This window comes from Microcystis sp. CS-574 (genome assembly GCF_028329095.1).
Classification (GTDB): domain Bacteria; phylum Cyanobacteriota; class Cyanobacteriia; order Cyanobacteriales; family Microcystaceae; genus Microcystis; species Microcystis ichthyoblabe_A.
This window is the reverse complement of record NZ_JAQMSY010000180.1, coordinates 1-17,510: the sequence shown is the minus strand read 5'-3', so window position 1 is coordinate 17,510 and position 17,510 is coordinate 1. Positions and strand designations below refer to the sequence as shown.

Below are 17,510 nucleotides of genomic sequence, written 5' to 3'. Positions count from 1 at the left end.
GGTTTTGATAACCAAATTAAAGCAGCTCTAAAGAGTTTTGAGTTAAAAGTTAAACTTCAAGTTTTCATTCAGGACGAATGTACTGATTAACTAATTTTTTGGGGAAAATTAGTTAACCCGTCATTATAACATATAATTAATTTGCAAGAGTTCTAATGTAATCTTCAGATGGCAAAGATGGTTAATTACCCTTAGCCATCCTCTCCCCACTCCCCACACTTCTTAAACAGGATTTAGGGACTTGCGCTTTGATAATGTACCTTTTGGGCGAACGCAGTTCGCCCCTACATTGTGGACAAAATCCGTTACTGTAGGGGCGCAAAGCTTGCGCCCTCCGATCGATTGGGATATTATTACCACGCAAGTCCCTTAGTCTAGGATACCTGCTAGGAATAAAGAAAAATGATATTACTTTCGATCGCCCATTGGGTCAATTCCGTGCGATTATGAAGACCGGTTTTATGAAGCATATTCGACACATGACTTTCGATTGTCCGTTGACTAACATTGAGTTTTGCGGCGATTTCCCGATTAGCCAGTCCCTGGGCGACCAATTGTACTACTTTTAACTCCGTTGGGGTTAATTCCACATTACCCGGAACCTGAACAGGGGTGACATCCGGGGAATGGATGCGGGTGCTGCGTTTCGGCAACTGGCCCGCTTGTTTGAGGGAAGACTCCACCAGGGCCACTAATTCTTCCGGTTCAAAGGGTTTGACCATATAAAAATCGGCCCCGGCGGTTAAACCTGTTACCTTGTCCTGACTTTGACCCTTAGGGGAGAGAAAGATCACGGGAAGGCCACTAAAACGAATGTCCCGACGAATTGTTTCGAGGAAGGCATAACCGTCCATTTCCGGCATCATCAGATCACAGATAATCATATCGGGCATTTCCCTTGCTTTGGCAGCATTTGCCCCGCGTTCAAGGATTGCCAGGGCCTCGGGACCGTTTTCTGCGGTTGTCACCCTATAACCACGAAACTCTAGATAATCCTTCACCAAAAGTATTAAATTTGGGTCATCGTCGATTAATAAAAGTTGTTTGTTGTCTTTGTTGGTCTCTTTCATCGCTATTTTCCGGGCTGCAGGGTTGGGGGAATGGAGACGGACAAAGGATCGACAGGCAAGAGGCAAAAGGTAGTTAGGGTTTCCTGAATAAATCTAAAAACCTTATCCAACAAGGTTTTTAGACTTTTTTTCTCTCAAAAAGTGCCGACCATTGGAGTGATTGGGGGGAAAATTCTGGGACTTTTTCCCTAAAAATTAGGTAATTGACTCCCTCAAAATCGGTAAAACCCTACACCCCACACCCCACACCCCACACCCTGCCCCCACGAAAAACTTTTTGCCGCAAACCCTAATTAATTGTGTTTCAGCTAGTTTTAACGCTGTTTTCCTCTATTGTTTCGGGTTCTTCTTCTGGACAGTTCAGGGAAATTGCCGGTAAATCGTGGCAAAGGAAAGCATATTCAGTGACGATTTGATTACCGATTAGGTGTTCTTGGATAATTCTTTCGATCGCTTCCTTGTTGACCCTTCCATACCAGACTCCTTCCGGGTACACTAATAAAATCGGGCCTTGGCTGCAAACCCGCAAACAGTTGGCTTTAGTGCGAAAAATACAGCCCGGACGGTCGGTGCTAGGGCGATCGAGTTGTAATTCACTTAACCGCTTCTTTAAATAATCCCACACTTCTAACCCTTCTTCCTTGTCACAACATTTTGGCTTAGTCTGATCGCAGCAGAGAAATAGATGACGCTGGATCTGGGCTAGTCCCAACTTAGCCACATTTTCCCCCAAGATATCTCTGGTGTCTGTTTTTTCCATAAATTTTTTTTATCAATTAAACCCTTGACATTGAACAGAAAATGTGCATAGCCGACTAAAATTTCGGTTTGAGGATGTAACGATAGATGAGATAAAAGATAGCGGCAAGGATTAAAGCACTTAAAACTGCGCTAACTAGCCGTAAAATCGCCGTTAAAATCGAAAAAGTCACAAAAACCCCCGCCACTGCCACGACTACCTGTGCTGGTGTGGACAGGCTGCCGTACCAAGTTTTCACTTTTTCGAGGGTGGCAGCGAAACTAACCGGGGTATCAACGGGGGGAAAATCGTCGGTTTCGATTTCCACTTCCACTTCCTCTGGGGTATATTTAGTATCGAACGGTTCGGGAGACTGCATAAACACTCAAGCTACTTAACACTTCATCCCTATTCTATCGATGATTGGGGTTGACAGGGGTTGGGGCGAAATTAATGTAACAATGAGTTTATCAATAGCTAGACGACTGGAATCTATGAGCCTATCGACTGCCACCGTTACCGCCATCAATTATTCTGATGCTACCATCACTAGGGCCCAACGCGCCCTCTGTTGTTCTCCTTTCCGTGTCACCCTATTCGCCGCTATGCTGGAGCAAAGTGTATCACTTTTGAGCATTCCGGGTGCTGGGGGTTTAGAGAAAGGTTATACTTCCAGACTGCTGACGGAAGCAGCAGTGGAAAGCTATCTTCTCTGGTTGATTAAAGTGGGAATTTTGCGACGCGAAGTAGATGGACAGGGGATAACCGATAGTTTTCGTCTCACTCCTTTGGGGAGGAAATTAATAGAAAAATGGCAACCCCAAGGGGACTTTTTCCCTCAACCCACTTTCTGGCAAAGATTTTTAAATACTCTGCAACGTTGGTTTTCTTTTTAATGCTGTTGGGAGTCAGTTATCAGTTATCAGTTATCAGATGTGAGTTTTCAGTTATTAGCCTCTTGCATGAGTGCCTGTCCTTATAAGTAGCATATACTCAACGGATTTAGTATCAACTGATTACTGTTTACCGATTACTGTTCACTGAAAATGCTCAATTAAAAAAACTAGATGAAAGCAATTATGGTAGTGGGGACGACTTCCCACGCGGGTAAATCTTTTTTAACTGCCGCTTTATGTCGTTTATTCAACCGGAAAGGTTGGCAGGTAACACCCTTTAAAGGTCAGAATATGGCTCTTAATGCCTATGTTACCGCCGGAGGGGAAGAAATGGGTCACGCCCAGGCGGTGCAAGCATGGGCTGCGGGGACAGTTCCCCGGGTAGAAATGAACCCAATTTTATTAAAACCCCAGGGAAATATGACCTCTCAGGTGATTATTAAAGGTAAGGCTGTTGGTGTCACCACGGCAGCGGATTATTATCAGAATTATTTTGACCAAGGTTGGCAAGCAATTAAAGAATCTTTAGCCAAATTATCGGCAGAATTTGATCTAGTTGTCTGTGAAGGTGCGGGAAGTCCGGCAGAAATAAATCTCAAACATCGCGATTTAACTAATATGCGGGTGGCTAAATATCTCGATGCCGCTACTATTTTAGTGGTGGATATTGATCGCGGGGGAGCTTTTGCTCACGTCGTCGGTACGTTAGAATTATTAGAACCGGAGGAAAGAGCTTTAATTAAAGGTATTGTGATCAATAAATTTCGCGGACAAAAATCTCTCTTAGATTCGGGGATTACTTGGCTAGAAGATTATACAAAAATTCCCGTGTTGGGAGTTCTTCCCTATAGTGATATCTTTTTAAGTGCCGAGGATTCTCTCAGTTTACTCGATCGCCCCGCCCAAAAACCCAAAGCTGAACTAAATATCAGTGTCATTCGTCTGCCTCATATCGCTAATTTTACGGATTTTGACCCTCTCTGTGGTGAAGCAACAGTTAATCTACGTTATCTAGAATTACAGGAATCTTTAGGTGATCCCGATGGGGTAATTATCCCCGGTTCTAAAACCACTGTCGCTGATTTAATTGCTCTTAATCAAAGTGGTATGGCTAATCAATTACAAGCCTATCACCAAAAGGGAGGTATTATCTTTGGCATCTGTGGTGGTTTGCAAATGTTAGGGCGATTAATCCTGGATCCTGACCATCGAGAAGGTCCCGATAGTGAGGCAGCTGGCTTAAATTTACTGCCGTTAAAAACGGTAATTACTGCCGAAAAAATTACCCGTCAACGACAAGTTTTATCCAATTATCCCCAAGGTGGTTTACCAGTAACAGGATACGAAATTCACCAGGGAATAAGCGAATGGGAAAGTGAATCAGGTTATCAAAAAATGTTCGAGGAAGATGCTAGTCTAGGAATTGTCAGTGATTCTCTCTCAATTTGGGGCTGTTATTTACATGGTATCTTTGATAATGGTTCTTGGCGAAGAAATTGGCTAAATCATCTGCGTCAGCGTCGCGGTTTATTATCTTTGCCTACGGGAATTGCTAACTATAGTGAACAAAGAGAAATAACCCTAGATAATATGGCTAATTTATTGGAAGAACATTTAAGTCTTAAACCTATTTTTGCTCATTTGTAAGGAGAAATTATGACTATTGCAGTGCGTTTTTTACCCGATGATATCATCATAGAAGCGGAAACGGGAGAACTATTATTAGATGTAGCCAAAAAAGCAGGAATTGACATTCCTACTGGCTGTTTAATGGGTTCCTGTCACGCCTGTGAAGTAGAATTAGATGATGGTACTCAAATTTGTAGTTGTATTACTGGTATCCCGGGCGATCGAGATTCTTTAACCGTTCATTTATACTCCGATCCGCTCTGGTAGTTGCTCCCTTAGATCTAGTCAAACTTGGGAACAATCCAAGCCGCTATAATAGCCAATAAAACAACAATTTCTAAGACTTTATATAAGTTAAGAGATTGTAGCCACTGAAAACTATTAGCTAGACGCAAACTTAACCCCCATTGACGTAATTGAGATAACCATAATTTCGGATTATCTTGTTCACGAAAACCCCATTTAAGGATAGACAATAACAGGGGAACTCCTCCCACTTTAGCAGTCATGAGCAGGTGCAGCACCAGACCTACTGCCATAATTAACCAACTGAGCAAATGGGCATAATACCAAAAGTGATTTAATTCCCCTTCCGGTAGCCATTTGGAATCCATCATCCGGCCACTATACAAAGCAAAAGTTAGGGCAAAAAGAATTAAAGTATTGACTAAACGATGGAGACTGTACCACCAAATCGGCTTACCAAATTGGGTTAATTTGTTAAGAGAATCACTTTGAATTAATCTTTTGTTGCCGCGACGAAAAGCATAGATAGCAAAAACGGGAAAGATAATCAGAGTATAGAGGCCAAAAGTACCATGAATACTTTCAATTTCTTGATATTCTGGTAGGGGCAGTTTCAACCAACGACCGTCAAAAGTATCATAAGTCCAATAGGCCGTAACCATGGCGGCAATGAGGACAATTCCCGTGAATCCGTGCAGAATTCGCAGTAAAAGAGGTTGATAAGGTTGATTAGTTTTCATAAACTCGATCGATACAATAGGGTATATAAACTTGGCCAGATACTATGTTAACTAATCCTTGGCTCGTCGCTGTTCTTCTCAATACCATCCTCCTCGGAATCGCTGCAATTGCCCCAAAAAAGCTCTTAACTCGGATGGGTTATCTCCATGCTTGGGTTTTAGGGGTAATTGTCTGGGGAAGCTTGGGATGGCGCGGTTATCTGATTGTTTTATTCTATTTCCTCGTCGGTTCTACTGTCACCCGCATCGGTTTAGCGCGCAAGGAAGCGGAGGGAATCGCCGAAAAAAGAGCGGGGGTACGCGGTCCAGAAAATGTCTGGGGTTCCGCTTTAGCAGGGGCAATTTGCGCTATCCTCAGTCTTTTTGCCGCTTCTCCCTGGGATTACCTGTTAATACTCGCTTATGTGGCTAGTTTTAGCACTAAATTAGCCGATACTACTGCCAGTGAGGTGGGTAAAGCTTACGGTAAAACTACTTATCTAATCACTAATTTTAAATCCGTCCCCCGGGGAACAGAAGGTGCTGTTAGTTTGGAAGGAACGCTCGCCGGTTTGCTGGCAGCCACGGCGATTTCCCTGTTAGCATGGACTATCGGTGCGATCGATCTTCTTGGTGTGTTATGGTGTGTAATTGCAGCCTTTATCGCCACCAATATCGAAAGTCTCATCGGAGCTACCCTACAAACCCGCTTTCTGTGGTTAACTAATGAATTAGTCAATGTGATCAATACGGTTATCGGTGCGATCGTGGCTATAATGTTAAGCTTGCTCTGGTCTTTCCGCTAAAGTTAAGTGACTAAAAAAATTTTTCAGAGAATATCTATGCTAAAGTGGCGTTTTTGTGCATTGTCCCTGCTGTTACTGCTAATTACTGCCTGTGGGACGGAAAATCAACCGAATTCTAGTTCTAACACTGCAAATAGTCCCAGTGCTGACCGCTTGCAAACGGTGAAAAATCGCGGTAAGTTAATTTGTGGCATTAACGGAGAAGTGCCGGGGTTTAGCTTTGTTAATGAAAAAGGCGAATATTCGGGCTTAGATGTGCAAATTTGCCGAGCCATTGCGGCGGCTCTCTTTGATGATCCCGCCAAAGTCGAATATCGTAAACTTAGTCCCCAAGAGAGATTTACTGCTGTACAGACGGGAGAAGTGGACATTCTCAGTCGCAACACCACCTGGACGATTAACCGGGATACCGCTCTGGGGATGGAGTTTATCACCCCGGTTTTCTATGATGGTCAAGGAATTATGGCCACGAAAGCCAGTAATATTAAGAAATTAGAAGATTTGAGCGGAAAGTCCATTTGTGTGCTATCGGGAACCACCACGGAACAAAATCTGGCCGATGCCATGGCAAAAGCGGCAGTGCAAGGTTATAAACCGATCGTTTCCGATGATGTGGAGGCTTTATATACAGCTTATCAGGCGGGGCGCTGTCAGGCTGTCACCTCCGATCGCTCCCAATTGGTGGCCCGGCGCTCGGTTTTTCCCCGACCGCAGGATCATCAATTATTAGAAGTGGTAATATCGAAGGAACCCTTGGCCCCGGCCGTGGCCGATGGTGATCCCGCTTGGTCGAATGCCGTCCGCTCGATCGTTTTTAGTTTAATTCAAGGGGAAGAATTCGGGATTAACTCCCAAAATATTGCCACTTTTGCCGATAGCAAAGACCCCAGTATTCGGCGCTTTTTGGGTATTGATGAGAAATTAGGCGAAGATATGGGTTTACCCAATGATTTTGCCCAAAGAGTCTTAAAACAGGTGGGTAATTACGGTGAAATTTATGATCGTGAAATCGGTAAACCCCTGCAACTCGATCGAGGTTTAAATAATCTTTGGACAAAGGGCGGTTTATTGTATTCTCCTCCTTTTCGTTAATTTTAAGATTGTGTTTTCTGGCGGGGAATATAGACCCCTATGGCTGCTGGAATAACCCGAAATATGGCGGGAGTAGTGCTAGTAATTTCGCCATCGGTGTTGATACTATGGGGTTTACGAGTCTCAATTTGAATTTCTTTACCGTTAAGAGTTCTCACCCAAGATAATAAACCCTGTTGTCCTCGCGGTAATGTCCACAAAAGCGGGAAAATTTGCCACCAGTGTTCAATTTCTAGGCTATATAAATCTAACCTTTGATCGTCGATTTGGGCATCGTAAGCGATCGGCATTCCTCCCCCATAATAACGACCATTTCCGATCGCTATTTGTAGGGTTTTAACTTTGATATTTTCTCCATCAATACCGATCATAGCGGTAAAAGGACGGGTTTTACTTAATACCTGTAGGGCTGTCCAAGCATAGGCCAAAATTCCCAAACGTCGCTTTAAACCCTTGCTCAGTTTCTGGGTAATTTTCACACTTAATCCTAAACTAGCCACGTTGAAAAAGTATTTATTATTTACCCAACCTAGATCGATATATTTTAAATTACCTTCGGCAATAATTCGACAGGCTTCGGCAATAGAATTCGGTATCCCTAAAGTCCGGGCTAAATCATTAGCGGTTCCCAGAGGTATAATGCCTAGGGGCAGTTGAGTTTCTACCAACACATCCGCCATAGCATTAAGAGTCCCATCGCCACCACCGACGATAACTAAATCAATACTAGAGCGATATTTTTCCAGCAAAAAAGGTATATCTTCTACCTTTTTCAAAGGGACGCTGATAATTTCAAAATCCCAATGATTGAGCAGATCAACAGTTTGAGCAAAGTTTTCTTTACCCTTGCGCGAGTGACGATTGATTAGTAGTAAAGCTCTTTTAGTCATAGGTAAGTTTCTCAGTAGCATCAATATCTGAAGATAAACCAAGTTGGATAAGGCTTTTAGACTTTTTTCTCCTCAAAAAGTGCGGCTCTCTTATTCTTTGTGTGATCTCGCGTAGCGAGCGCGTTGCGACCAGTTTAACTTACTATAGAAGCGATCAATCTTTGTGTCCTCTGTGTTTCTGTGGTTCCTTCCACTCGCTCGCCAGCAGGACTGTATCTTAGAATACATTTTACCCACCAAACCTAAGAGAGCCAATGGAGGCGGCTCTAAATACTGGGACAAGAAATATAATGGTACTGGAAACACGTCGGTAAATTATGCTCCTCTCAGTGGAGGAGTTGGATATCTAACTGATGGCATAATTCCTACACAAAACTGGAATGATGTAGAAGTTGCAGACGGTACAAGACCTTATGTTGGTTAGGAAAACCGGAATCCTGTCATTACTTTTAACTTTGCTGGCACAGTAAATATAAACGCAGTTACTTTATATGTGGATGACGCAAATGGTTTTGGTGCTGTTTCCGTACCGCAAAGTATATTATTAAGTATGGGTGGCTCTAATTATAATTCGGGATCTCTTACTGATCCTCCTACTGCAGCGCCAACATCCTATACTTTTTCAGGATTAAATTTTAGTGGTAGTTCCCTACAACTTACTCTAAATCGGCGCACTGCCTGGGTCTTTGCCAGCGAAGTTACTTTTGATGGCGAACTTTTGGGTGTCCAACCAGTTCCCGAACCCACCTCAACCCTCAGCCTCCTCGCTCTCGGTGCAGCTTCAACCCTGAAACGCAAACTAAAACCCTCCCAATCCACCGAAAAAGAAACCACAAAAGTGGGCTAAATTGTTTCTAAAATACCATAAATGCCCCTTTATTCAGTCAATTGAGTAGGGGCATTTATATCATATTTTTATGTTATCTTGAGGGTATTTATACCGCTTTGCGGAAGGCAAAAGTCTTATACCACAAGCTTTTCATGTTCCTAATTTTTACAATCCAAATCAATCATTAATGCTACCAGTATAAAATAATTAAAAAATAAGTCCACATCCCTATAACTTTGACAACTTTACTCTTCTGGAATAAACTGATAAACCAAACGATGCTGACAGAACAAATTAAACCTTTAGCCAAGCAAAAATATCCACTGCTGATATTGACCAACGTTCTAAACCTTTAATCACTGCTAAAGGCTCATTATTTCCTTCAGTTGCAATATGTACTTTCGGTAATCCTGTTTGAAAAACGGTGACTGACTTTGCTGAAGGATCAATCAACCAACCTAATTCTGTTCCTTGTTGTAAACAGAAAATAATCTTTTCCATCCCTAAGGTAACAGATTGTTCAGGAGACATAATTTCAATAATCCAATCGGGATAACGTAAAAATTGATCGGCCATTTCTTCATCTAGATCTCTTGGCAAATTCTCCCAACGAATCACCGCAATATCTGGCACAATTGAACGTTCTGCAAAAGTACAACGCAATTCAGGTAGAGCATAAGCTAATTTTTGAGGTCTAGTCTGTTGATTAATGGCAGAGGCTAACTCAAATTGTAAGATGCTGTGTTTTCCTTTGGGCATAGGTTTTTGAGTGACAATTCCATGATAATATTCCCTAGCAGGCTTAGTTTCTGGAAGGGCAAGAAATACTTCGAGGGAAAGAGCTTGTTTATCTTCTATTGTGGCAAACATTAATTGATTTCTCCGCTCTTGAGTTGTTTTCTATTATAAGCTCCTGACTCCTTACTCTCAGGACAATTTTTGATTTTTGCCATAAGTCCAATCTAAAAATACGGGTTTTTCTTTAAGCTCTAGCACGAAAAATTTGATTAGCCGTGAGGTTTAACTCTGGAAAAACCCCTGAAATAAGACGTTGATCCTGTTTAAATAAATTACCTTGATATTCTCCATCGATTAATTGATAGATAGAAATGGTGGGTTCTTTGGGGCTGCCGATATATCGGGCCGAACCTTTGGCTAAATAATCGATAATCCAATATTCGGCAATTCCTAATTGTTCGTAGTCGTCGAATTTTTTCAGATAATCATCTCGCCAATTGGAACTGACAATTTCGATAATTAATTTAGCTGATGTTGCCAAAGAAATTGAGGAAGCGGTTTCCCAATAGGGATCATTAACTAGATTTTCTCTGTCTAAGACAATAATATCGGGTAGATAACCTGTATGGGGGCGAAGGGGTTTTACTGCGGCCGTATTGGGGATAAAATAGGGTAATTGCTGCCGATTTATCTCTAAGAATAGGGTTCCAGAAACAAATCCGCCAATTTCTTCGTGTTTTCCGATCGGTCGCATCATAGCCAATAATTTTCCTGCGATTAATTCGTATTGTTGTCCATCATCGGGATATTGATTGATATAGTCATCAAAAGTCAACAATTGGGGGATAGTTTGGGTTGTGGTCATGGCAGTTAGGGTAAATAAGAGAGATGATTTTTCTAGATTCTAACTCGATTAACGACGTTGCCACCAAGTCAATCCAGCTAGGGTAAATCCTACTAAAGGCATTACTACCATCGCTATCCAAAAAATAGCGTTAGCTTGCAGGGGATTTAAATTGATTCTTCTATTTTCTGGTTCCTTAGCTCGGATAGATAAGGTGGCTGTTTCACCACTGGCTAACCACTGCACAGAATTTAAAAATATATCTCCGTTTAACTGTTGTTCAAACAGTCCATCGCTGGCAAAGCTGGCATTACCAATCACGATTAATTTACCTTTTTTTCCAGTCAGAGCAACTCCTAGATCAAAGGGGCCAGCTAAATCTTTTTCAGGGTTAAACTGGAGATTCTGATCATTTAAATCACTCTCAGCCCACATTTTATCATTAGTAATCATTAAAGATACGGCTTCAATTCCTTCCACGGGGACGGTAGCGATGGGACGAGCAAAGGGAAAGATAGAAATACCGTTAGCAAAATCCCGGGTAATGGGATGATTACCGTAATTGGTAATAATGGGACTAGCCGGACCTAAACCGATGATTTCCCCGGCACCAGAAGCATCAATAATAATCCGATTATCTAGTTTCACACCCCAAGAGGTTAATAAGGGTTCTAATCCGGTTTCGGTTTGAGGGTCAATCATTAATAAAATTTTGCCCCCTTGCTCAAGATAGTTTTTTAACGCGGTGACTTCCTGGGGAAATATTTTTCTTTTGGGACTGGCAATAATAATGACATCGGCATTATTGGGAATGGTGGAACGTTCCACTAGATTAAGTGGTTTTACTTGATAACCTTTTGCTTCTAAACTATTGACTGCTTGCACTAATCCACCTTGAGGCTCTTTGATGGCATTTTCTCCATGACCTTGCAGAAAGTAAGCGGTTAAAGTGCGATCGGTTTTAGCGGTTTCGATGGCGTTACTCAGTTTCGCTTCCGTGAGACTTTCCTCTTCACTAATAGTTTTCAGAGGCTGTTTTTTGTCACCATACTGTAGATAGACTCTGGACAAATTATCATCGGCTAGTTTTTTGAATTCCTGAGCGATATTGGGTTTTTTCTCCGGGTTAACTATCTCGTACTGAAATTGGGGATTTTTGCGTTGATAATTGGCTAAAAGTTCCTGTTCGTTGCCACTGATTCCCCGGGTTGAAAAAATCCAGACTTTGATTGGTTTTGACAGATTGGTTAATAGTCTTTCGGTTTGGGGGGATAAACTAAAGATTTGGTTTTCGGTTAAATCAACTCGATAGGGATAACGGAGGGCGAGAAAGTTAATTAAACCGATAACACCGAGGAAAATAATAGTAGTAATGAGGGTTTGAGTGCCAGTGCGGGTACTTCTTTTTTGCCAAAAGTCTTTGGAAGTGATTACTAATAACAACAGCCACCCTAGAAACAGAATAGCCCCGGCAATTAATAACCCCAGAGAGAGGGATGACCATTGACCGGAGATTAACCCCACGGTTAAGCCGGCACTAGCCAGAAAGAGGGCGGGTATATAGAGAAATTTACCGTATTTTTGCCAGGATCTCATAGTTAGTTTCTTTGATAACGGTCTGCTTCGATCGCTTGAGTAGTTAGGAAGATTCCCAGCAGAATATAACTGAGGAGGATGACTAAACTACTACTGTCAAAAATTCCCCGCACGAAATTGTTAAAGGGTTGATACCAAGATAGATGGGAGAGCAATTCTTTCAAGAAAAATCCGATCTGTTCTCCCACTTCTCCTCCAATGCGATCTCGAAAGAAGGTTTCGGCATTGTTAGCAATTACATCCAGTATCCAGATAAATAAGATGGTGATAAAGGTGATGATGTAAGCAAGAATAGAACTATTGGTGAGGGAAGATATAAACATCCCGATGGCTAGGATGGCCGCTGCCAGTAAAATTAATCCTAGATGAGCCATTAAAACACTGGCTATATTCACCGGGGGAACTGCGCTACTAAAAACTACTATTTCGTAAATCCAGAGGGGGGTAATCATCACGGTAAAAAAGGCCAGCACTCCCAATAATTTACCGATGGCTATACTCCAATTAGTCAGGGGGGAAGTGGCTAAAAGTTCTAGGGTTCCCTGTTTTTTTTCCTCTGCGTATAATCCCATAGACAGGGCTGGCAAAATTACCAACAATAAAGAGGATAAGATAATGCCGATGAAAGTGGTCAGAAATTCAGATACCGTATCTCTGGCTACTAGAAATCCCGATTGTTCCTGAATACCAATATCGAGAATAATGCCGTAGAGAAGGGAGTTAAAGAAAAATCCCGCCACTAACCAAAATATCCCCATAATGATATAGGCATTGGCGGCGGTAAAATAGCTTTGAAATTCCTTGCGAAAAATCGCCCAGATATTATTGATCATGCCTCTCCTCTTGGTGGTTACTTTCCCCGCTGCCGATTACTTCCAGAAAGATATCTTCTAGGGTTTTACGCGTGCGACGCATTTCTAATAGGTTATAACCATTGTTGACAACTATTCTAGCAAGTTCTGCCCCTAGGTTTGTCCCCGCTTGACCAACAATTTTGAGCAGGTTATCGCCGACTTTTGCTGCTTGCTCGACTTGCGGCAGTTGTTGAAGGATTTCTAGCAGGGAATCCCTATCACCTTCGATCTCAATTTCATAACTGGAACCAGCAGGGGTAGCGGTAGTAATATTATTGGCTACGATGCGACCCCGATTAATAATTGTCGCTCGATCGCAGGTAATACTCACTTCTGGTAAAATATGAGTGGAGAGAATAATTGTATGTTCTCCCGCTAAACTTTTAATCAGATTTCTTACCTCGATAATCTGTTTCGGATCCAATCCTACTGTCGGTTCATCTAAAATAATTACCGGTGGATCGTGTACAATCGCTTGGGCAATTCCCACACGCTGTTTATAACCCTTGGATAACTTGCGGATAATAACTTTTCTTTTTTCTAGTAACTGACATTTGCCTAAAACTAAATCTACCCGCGCTTTTCTATCCCCCGATGAGATGCCTTTAATCCGTGCCACAAAATCAAGAAAACTTTCCACGGTCATCTCTGGATATAAGGGAGGATTTTCAGGAAGATAACCAATGCGACGACGCACTTCTAAGGATTGTTGATGCACATCGTATCCTGCTATCCTTGCTGTTCCTGTCGTGGCAGGAATATACCCAGATAAAATCCTCATAGTTGTGGTTTTTCCCGCTCCATTCGGTCCCAAGAAACCGAGTATTTCTCCTTTTTCTACGGTAAAATCCACGTCACTAATTGCCGTGGTCGAACCATAAATTTTACTCAGATGTTCCACTTCAATCATAAGCTTTATCAGTTATCAGTTATCAGTTATCAGTTACCAGATGTGAGTTTTCAGTCAATAGTGTTAAGTGACAAGTTCGGAGCTTTCTTTTCACTGATTACTGATTACTGCTCACTGATAACTGATTTTTCCCAGACTATGATCGCGATTAATTTCTACCACTATATCCGCTTGTTTGAGCAGGGGGGGCAGAAATAATTGCGGATGTAAACTTTTCCAAAAATACTTGACAAATTCCTCGATTTCTGATGGGGTCATACCTCCTTTTGTTTCGGCCGCCTGTCGCCATTGTAAACTGTAACGGTAGTCAAGGGGATAAAGAATCAGTAAGCGATCGATTTTTGACCAGAGGGGTAGATATTCTCGCAATCTTTGATTATTATCCCTGGCGAATTGTCGGTCTTCCTCGCTATTAATCGGATCGGGGGCATGATCAAAGACTGTTTCTTCTACTGGATTCATGCCCACAAACCAACCCTCGAAAAAAAGAACATCAACTCGTTCCACTTGTTCCGCTGCAATTCTATCTCCTTGTCCTCGATGCAGGGACTTGTCAAACCGCGGGATTAAAATCGGACTTTCTTGCTGACAAACCTGTTCTAAAACTTTAATTCCTAATGCTATATCATGAGTACCCGGTGGACCACGCCAGCGCAATCTTTCATCCTTTTGACGCAATTTTATTCGCTCATTATAGGTCTTATAAATATCATCTAAAGAGAGATTATTTACTTTTAAATCAAAATAGGCTAAAATAATCGACATTATGGATGTTAGAGTGGTCTTTCCCGTGCCTTGGGGAGCCAAAATGCCTTGAATCAACGGTTTTGCGTGGCTGCGTAGCTCTAGCGCCCAGGGAATCCAGAAGCGCCAACAGCTGATCAAAATCTGATTTGGCTGATTTATCCCTAACTCCTGACATTTTTGCCAGACTCGCGGCCAGAGAATCGTTAATAGTTCTGCCCTTTCCTGTAGGATGAGAGGGTTAGTCTGCTGAAAATTTAAGGATTCGATCGCTAGTAATTCTTCTAGATCCGCCTCAGTTAAGGGATTTTTGTCGATTAATCCCTGTAAAATCGTCAAAATCTTCATAGCTGTTATCAGAATTAGCAAAAAACTGTCCCTGTTATTCAGGAGTAATTATCTAGGGTTAGCCACCCATACTAGGAGATTAATCCCGCTCAAGATTTTTTTGAGAGTGTTTTTTAGGGTTATTTGCCCAAAAATGAAGGGTTCGCAGGCAGGCACGGATTCCCATTATGTATGTAAGTATATGTCAAGTTCCGTTTTTGGTCAAGGGGTTTGGTCAAAAATCTCTAGCTTTGTCTCCAGTTTCTCAATCGGTTAGACTAAGAATTATTAACATTACTTAACAAAACACCAGATGAATACAGCTGCTCTGACGATAAAGCAAAATTGGCAATGGCAAGGAAATTCGATACACTATGTGCAAGCGGGTACTAGAGTTGCGGGAAAACCCCCTTTACTATTAGTCCACGGTTTTGGCGCTTCCACCGACCATTGGCGAAAAAATGTGCAAGGTTTGGCCTCAGAATGGGAAGTATGGGCGATCGATCTGTTAGGATTTGGTAGATCAGCTAAACCGGATCTTGTCTATAGTGGCAATCTTTGGCAGCAACAATTAAATGATTTTATCAAGGAAGTTGTGGGCCAACCGACGGTTTTAGCGGGTAATTCTCTGGGGGGTTACGCTTCTCTCTGTGTGGCTGCTAATCACTCTGAGAATGTTCGGGGATTAATTCTCCTCAATAGCGCCGGTCCCTTTAGCGATACAGAAAGCAATCGTCAGCCTAATTTAGCACAAAAATTACTGCGATCGATCTTGCTGCAACCCCAAGCCAGTTATCTCTTATTTCTCTATACCCGTCAACCCAAAACTATCCGTAAAACCCTAGAGAAAGTATATCTCGATCGCAGTGCCATTACCGAGCAGTTAATAGAAGATATCCGTCGTCCTTCCCTGGATGCGGGAGCAGCCAAAGTTTTTGCTTCTGTGTTTAAATCTCCCCGGGGGGAAAATGTGGATATTCTCCTGCAAAAGTTAAGTTGTCCCCTGTTGATGTTATGGGGTGAGGGGGATCCTTGGATGAATACTAGGGAACGCGGGGCCAAATTCCGTCAATACTATCCTTCTCTCACAGAATATTATCTAACTGCCGGTCATTGTCCCCACGATGAAATTCCCACAGAGGTTAACCAGTTGATTAGTGATTGGGTGAAAAGCTTATAGAACTGATTTGGTATCTTTTATAATGTAGATGCTAGGCTGAAAAGGTGAAGCGAAAACCTTGTCCATTATTAGGTTGCAGGGAAGAGAGTCTGTAGCCTATTTAACGGCAATACTTTGGTCTGAACCCCGTCAGTGAATGCCCCACCGTCTAGTCGTCCCCAAAAATCGATACTTTGGAGTAAGCCAAAATGTACTCAAGTAGTATGACGAATAAAGAGTGGTCTATCGTAGAATCGCTATTGCCAAAGAAGAAATTGACTGGCCCCCCCCGAAAGGGACAAAACGACAGATTTTAGAGGGGATTTTCTATCGACTCAAAAATGGCTGGAATTGGCGGGACCTCCCGAAAGATTTCCCTCCCTACTCCTCCACCGTGTTCTGGCATTATAAACAGTGGAGAAGTCAGGGAATCATCCAAAAAATAACGGAAGAATTACATCGCAAGTTACGACAACAAGAAAAAAAACTTGTGGACGACTCTAATTATGATTGATTCTCAAGCCGTCAAAAATACCTGTAATGTGAGTGTTGAGACGAAAGGATTTTGTTTCTATAAGTGCACCAATGGAATTAAACGTCATCTAGCGACGGATAGTCTTGGTTTTCCCTTTTGCGCTCATTGTACTTCCGCTAACCTATCTGATGACCAAGGATTGATTGAGTTGTTAACTCGAGGTATTGACTATTTCAAGTTAAAACCGTCGAAACTGCCTAAGACGACTATTTTTCTAGATAATGGTTATCATCCTGACAAAATAGAGAAAGAGTTGGTTAAGGTCTATCCAGAGATAATGACTAAAATTCAGTTTGAACTGTCTCCAAAGCTGTCAAAAACCGAAAAAGCGGAGAAGGGTTGATCAGGATTCGTACCTGTAAAAACTCGATGGGTGATTGAAAGAAGTAATTCTTGGATGGAATGCTGCCAATCTTTAGTCAAAAATTTTGAGCGCACGTTAGAACACTCCACTACTAAAATTCATCTCTGTTTTCTTCGACTTCTACTAGGACGATTAGCTGTATCCTAAGATACCAAATGGATTCTATACAGGATACTATCCAGAATCAGTTCATCTGGACAAAATTTATCGAACCAGAGAAAACCGAGCTTGGTGTAAAGAAAGGGGAATCAGAATCAGTAGTCCCCCATTAGGAAGACCAGCCAAAAATGTCAGTAAAGAACAAAAGAAACAAGCTACTGATGATGAGAGGATTCGGAATTGTATAGAGGGCAAATTTGGACAAGGGAAAAGAAGATTTAGTTTAGGTAAAGTGATGGCTAAACTTCCTCATACTTCCTTTTCAGCGATTGCTATTACTTTTTTAGTCATAAATCTTTCTAACCTGTTGAGGCAGGTTTTTTGGGCTTTTTTATGTCTGAAATGGAAAAACAGCACTTTTTCT

At 42.0% G+C, this 17,510-nt stretch carries 19 protein-coding genes and 2 pseudogenes; 10 read left to right on the top strand and 11 right to left on the bottom strand.

Annotated elements, in window-relative coordinates; genetic code table 11:
* Positions 1 to 386 precede the first annotated feature (386 nt).
* The 3 genes from PN470_RS14565 to PN470_RS14555 all read right to left on the bottom strand — a co-directional run bounded on the left by PN470_RS14565 (position 387) and on the right by PN470_RS14555 (position 2,188).
* Positions 387 to 1,070, bottom strand: coding sequence for a response regulator transcription factor (locus PN470_RS14565; RefSeq protein WP_103111289.1), 684 nt, complete (start codon positions 1,068 to 1,070; stop codon positions 387 to 389).
* Between the two features lie 304 nt (positions 1,071 to 1,374).
* Positions 1,375 to 1,830, bottom strand: a complete 456-nt coding sequence (locus PN470_RS14560) for a (2Fe-2S) ferredoxin domain-containing protein (protein WP_016514922.1) — start codon at positions 1,828 to 1,830, stop codon at positions 1,375 to 1,377.
* 55 nt (positions 1,831 to 1,885) lie between these two features.
* A complete protein-coding gene (locus PN470_RS14555; RefSeq protein ID WP_103111290.1) occupies positions 1,886 to 2,188 on the bottom strand; it encodes a hypothetical protein in 303 nt (100 codons plus the stop codon).
* Positions 2,189 to 2,303: 115 nt separating this feature from the next.
* Between PN470_RS14555 and PN470_RS14550 the strand changes: the two genes are divergently transcribed.
* From PN470_RS14550 to PN470_RS14540, 3 genes are all read left to right on the top strand, one after another.
* Complete coding sequence (locus tag PN470_RS14550; protein ID WP_180995434.1) at positions 2,304 to 2,705, top strand: Npun_F0494 family protein; 402 nt, start codon at positions 2,304 to 2,306, stop codon at positions 2,703 to 2,705.
* 171 nt (positions 2,706 to 2,876) lie between these two features.
* Entirely contained in the window at positions 2,877 to 4,352 is a 1,476-nt protein-coding gene (cobQ, locus tag PN470_RS14545; protein WP_272104728.1) for a cobyric acid synthase CobQ, read from the top strand.
* A gap of 9 nt (positions 4,353 to 4,361) precedes the next feature.
* Positions 4,362 to 4,601 (top strand): 2Fe-2S iron-sulfur cluster-binding protein, encoded by a 240-nt coding sequence (locus tag PN470_RS14540; RefSeq protein ID WP_002775208.1) that lies wholly within the window; start codon positions 4,362 to 4,364, stop codon positions 4,599 to 4,601.
* A gap of 14 nt (positions 4,602 to 4,615) precedes the next feature.
* Here PN470_RS14540 and PN470_RS14535 read toward each other — a convergent pair whose 3' ends face one another.
* Positions 4,616 to 5,320, bottom strand: coding sequence for a cytochrome b/b6 domain-containing protein (locus PN470_RS14535; RefSeq protein WP_271938469.1), 705 nt, complete (start codon positions 5,318 to 5,320; stop codon positions 4,616 to 4,618).
* Positions 5,321 to 5,364: 44 nt separating this feature from the next.
* Here PN470_RS14535 and PN470_RS14530 point away from each other — a divergent pair, with 44 nt between their 5' ends.
* Both PN470_RS14530 and PN470_RS14525 read left to right on the top strand, forming a co-directional pair.
* A complete protein-coding gene (locus PN470_RS14530; protein ID WP_002731915.1) occupies positions 5,365 to 6,105 on the top strand; it encodes a TIGR00297 family protein in 741 nt (246 codons plus the stop codon).
* Between the two features lie 36 nt (positions 6,106 to 6,141).
* Positions 6,142 to 7,197, top strand: a complete 1,056-nt coding sequence (locus PN470_RS14525; protein WP_024970446.1) for an amino acid ABC transporter substrate-binding protein — start codon at positions 6,142 to 6,144, stop codon at positions 7,195 to 7,197.
* Between the two features lie 2 nt (positions 7,198 to 7,199).
* Here the strand turns inward: PN470_RS14525 and PN470_RS14520 are convergent, their stop codons facing one another.
* Positions 7,200 to 8,087, bottom strand: a complete 888-nt coding sequence (locus PN470_RS14520; RefSeq protein ID WP_002732954.1) for a lipid kinase — start codon at positions 8,085 to 8,087, stop codon at positions 7,200 to 7,202.
* 214 nt (positions 8,088 to 8,301) lie between these two features.
* Between PN470_RS14520 and PN470_RS14515 the strand changes: the two are divergent.
* A pseudogene (locus tag PN470_RS14515) lies at positions 8,302 to 8,934 on the top strand (PEP-CTERM sorting domain-containing protein).
* Positions 8,935 to 9,210: 276 nt separating this feature from the next.
* Here PN470_RS14515 and PN470_RS14510 read toward each other — a convergent pair.
* From PN470_RS14510 to PN470_RS14485, 6 genes are all read right to left on the bottom strand, one after another.
* The gene (locus PN470_RS14510; RefSeq protein ID WP_002775202.1) at positions 9,211 to 9,786 is read right to left on the bottom strand and encodes a Uma2 family endonuclease; all 576 of its coding nucleotides are present in this window, start codon (positions 9,784 to 9,786) and stop codon (positions 9,211 to 9,213) included.
* Positions 9,787 to 9,898: 112 nt separating this feature from the next.
* Positions 9,899 to 10,519 (bottom strand): Uma2 family endonuclease, encoded by a 621-nt coding sequence (locus tag PN470_RS14505; protein ID WP_002734167.1) that lies wholly within the window; start codon positions 10,517 to 10,519, stop codon positions 9,899 to 9,901.
* 48 nt (positions 10,520 to 10,567) lie between these two features.
* Positions 10,568 to 12,094: a GldG family protein gene (locus PN470_RS14500; protein WP_002775198.1), complete on the bottom strand. Its 1,527-nt coding sequence runs from the start codon at positions 12,092 to 12,094 to the stop codon at positions 10,568 to 10,570.
* A gap of 2 nt (positions 12,095 to 12,096) precedes the next feature.
* Positions 12,097 to 12,927 (bottom strand): ABC transporter permease, encoded by an 831-nt coding sequence (locus tag PN470_RS14495; RefSeq protein WP_002733321.1) that lies wholly within the window; start codon positions 12,925 to 12,927, stop codon positions 12,097 to 12,099.
* Complete coding sequence (locus tag PN470_RS14490; protein ID WP_103111295.1) at positions 12,917 to 13,858, bottom strand: ABC transporter ATP-binding protein; 942 nt, start codon at positions 13,856 to 13,858, stop codon at positions 12,917 to 12,919. Before PN470_RS14490 ends, PN470_RS14495 begins: the two co-directional genes overlap by 11 nt.
* Before the next feature lie 111 nt (positions 13,859 to 13,969).
* Positions 13,970 to 14,950, bottom strand: coding sequence for an ABC transporter ATP-binding protein (locus PN470_RS14485; RefSeq protein ID WP_272104727.1), 981 nt, complete (start codon positions 14,948 to 14,950; stop codon positions 13,970 to 13,972).
* 292 nt (positions 14,951 to 15,242) lie between these two features.
* Here PN470_RS14485 and PN470_RS14480 point away from each other — a divergent pair, with 292 nt between their 5' ends.
* The 4 genes and pseudogenes from PN470_RS14480 to PN470_RS14460 all read left to right on the top strand — a co-directional run.
* On the top strand, positions 15,243 to 16,109 hold the full coding sequence (locus PN470_RS14480) for an alpha/beta fold hydrolase (RefSeq protein WP_272104726.1): 867 nt from the start codon (positions 15,243 to 15,245) through the stop codon (positions 16,107 to 16,109).
* 217 nt (positions 16,110 to 16,326) lie between these two features.
* Positions 16,327 to 16,602: a transposase gene (locus tag PN470_RS14475; RefSeq protein WP_202861570.1), complete on the top strand. Its 276-nt coding sequence runs from the start codon at positions 16,327 to 16,329 to the stop codon at positions 16,600 to 16,602.
* Positions 16,595 to 16,966 (top strand): transposase, encoded by a 372-nt coding sequence (locus tag PN470_RS14470; RefSeq protein WP_238142305.1) that lies wholly within the window; start codon positions 16,595 to 16,597, stop codon positions 16,964 to 16,966. The genes PN470_RS14475 and PN470_RS14470 overlap by 8 nt, the downstream gene beginning before the upstream one ends.
* Positions 16,967 to 17,156: 190 nt before the next feature.
* A pseudogene (locus tag PN470_RS14460) lies at positions 17,157 to 17,510 on the top strand (transposase); the annotation flags it as partial.

Coding starts and splice junctions, on each gene's coding strand:
- PN470_RS14565 (WP_103111289.1), bottom strand. CDS start 1,070: ATGAAAGAGACCAACAAAGACAACAAACAACTTTTATTAATCGACGAT.
- PN470_RS14560 (WP_016514922.1), bottom strand. CDS start 1,830: ATGGAAAAAACAGACACCAGAGATATCTTGGGGGAAAATGTGGCTAAG.
- PN470_RS14555 (WP_103111290.1), bottom strand. CDS start 2,188: ATGCAGTCTCCCGAACCGTTCGATACTAAATATACCCCAGAGGAAGTG.
- PN470_RS14550 (WP_180995434.1), top strand. CDS start 2,304: ATGAGCCTATCGACTGCCACCGTTACCGCCATCAATTATTCTGATGCT.
- cobQ (WP_272104728.1), top strand. CDS start 2,877: ATGAAAGCAATTATGGTAGTGGGGACGACTTCCCACGCGGGTAAATCT.
- PN470_RS14540 (WP_002775208.1), top strand. CDS start 4,362: ATGACTATTGCAGTGCGTTTTTTACCCGATGATATCATCATAGAAGCG.
- PN470_RS14535 (WP_271938469.1), bottom strand. CDS start 5,320: ATGAAAACTAATCAACCTTATCAACCTCTTTTACTGCGAATTCTGCAC.
- PN470_RS14530 (WP_002731915.1), top strand. CDS start 5,365: ATGTTAACTAATCCTTGGCTCGTCGCTGTTCTTCTCAATACCATCCTC.
- PN470_RS14525 (WP_024970446.1), top strand. CDS start 6,142: ATGCTAAAGTGGCGTTTTTGTGCATTGTCCCTGCTGTTACTGCTAATT.
- PN470_RS14520 (WP_002732954.1), bottom strand. CDS start 8,087: ATGACTAAAAGAGCTTTACTACTAATCAATCGTCACTCGCGCAAGGGT.
- PN470_RS14510 (WP_002775202.1), bottom strand. CDS start 9,786: ATGTTTGCCACAATAGAAGATAAACAAGCTCTTTCCCTCGAAGTATTT.
- PN470_RS14505 (WP_002734167.1), bottom strand. CDS start 10,519: ATGACCACAACCCAAACTATCCCCCAATTGTTGACTTTTGATGACTAT.
- PN470_RS14500 (WP_002775198.1), bottom strand. CDS start 12,094: ATGAGATCCTGGCAAAAATACGGTAAATTTCTCTATATACCCGCCCTC.
- PN470_RS14495 (WP_002733321.1), bottom strand. CDS start 12,927: ATGATCAATAATATCTGGGCGATTTTTCGCAAGGAATTTCAAAGCTAT.
- PN470_RS14490 (WP_103111295.1), bottom strand. CDS start 13,858: ATGATTGAAGTGGAACATCTGAGTAAAATTTATGGTTCGACCACGGCA.
- PN470_RS14485 (WP_272104727.1), bottom strand. CDS start 14,950: ATGAAGATTTTGACGATTTTACAGGGATTAATCGACAAAAATCCCTTA.
- PN470_RS14480 (WP_272104726.1), top strand. CDS start 15,243: ATGAATACAGCTGCTCTGACGATAAAGCAAAATTGGCAATGGCAAGGA.
- PN470_RS14470 (WP_238142305.1), top strand. CDS start 16,595: ATGATTGATTCTCAAGCCGTCAAAAATACCTGTAATGTGAGTGTTGAG.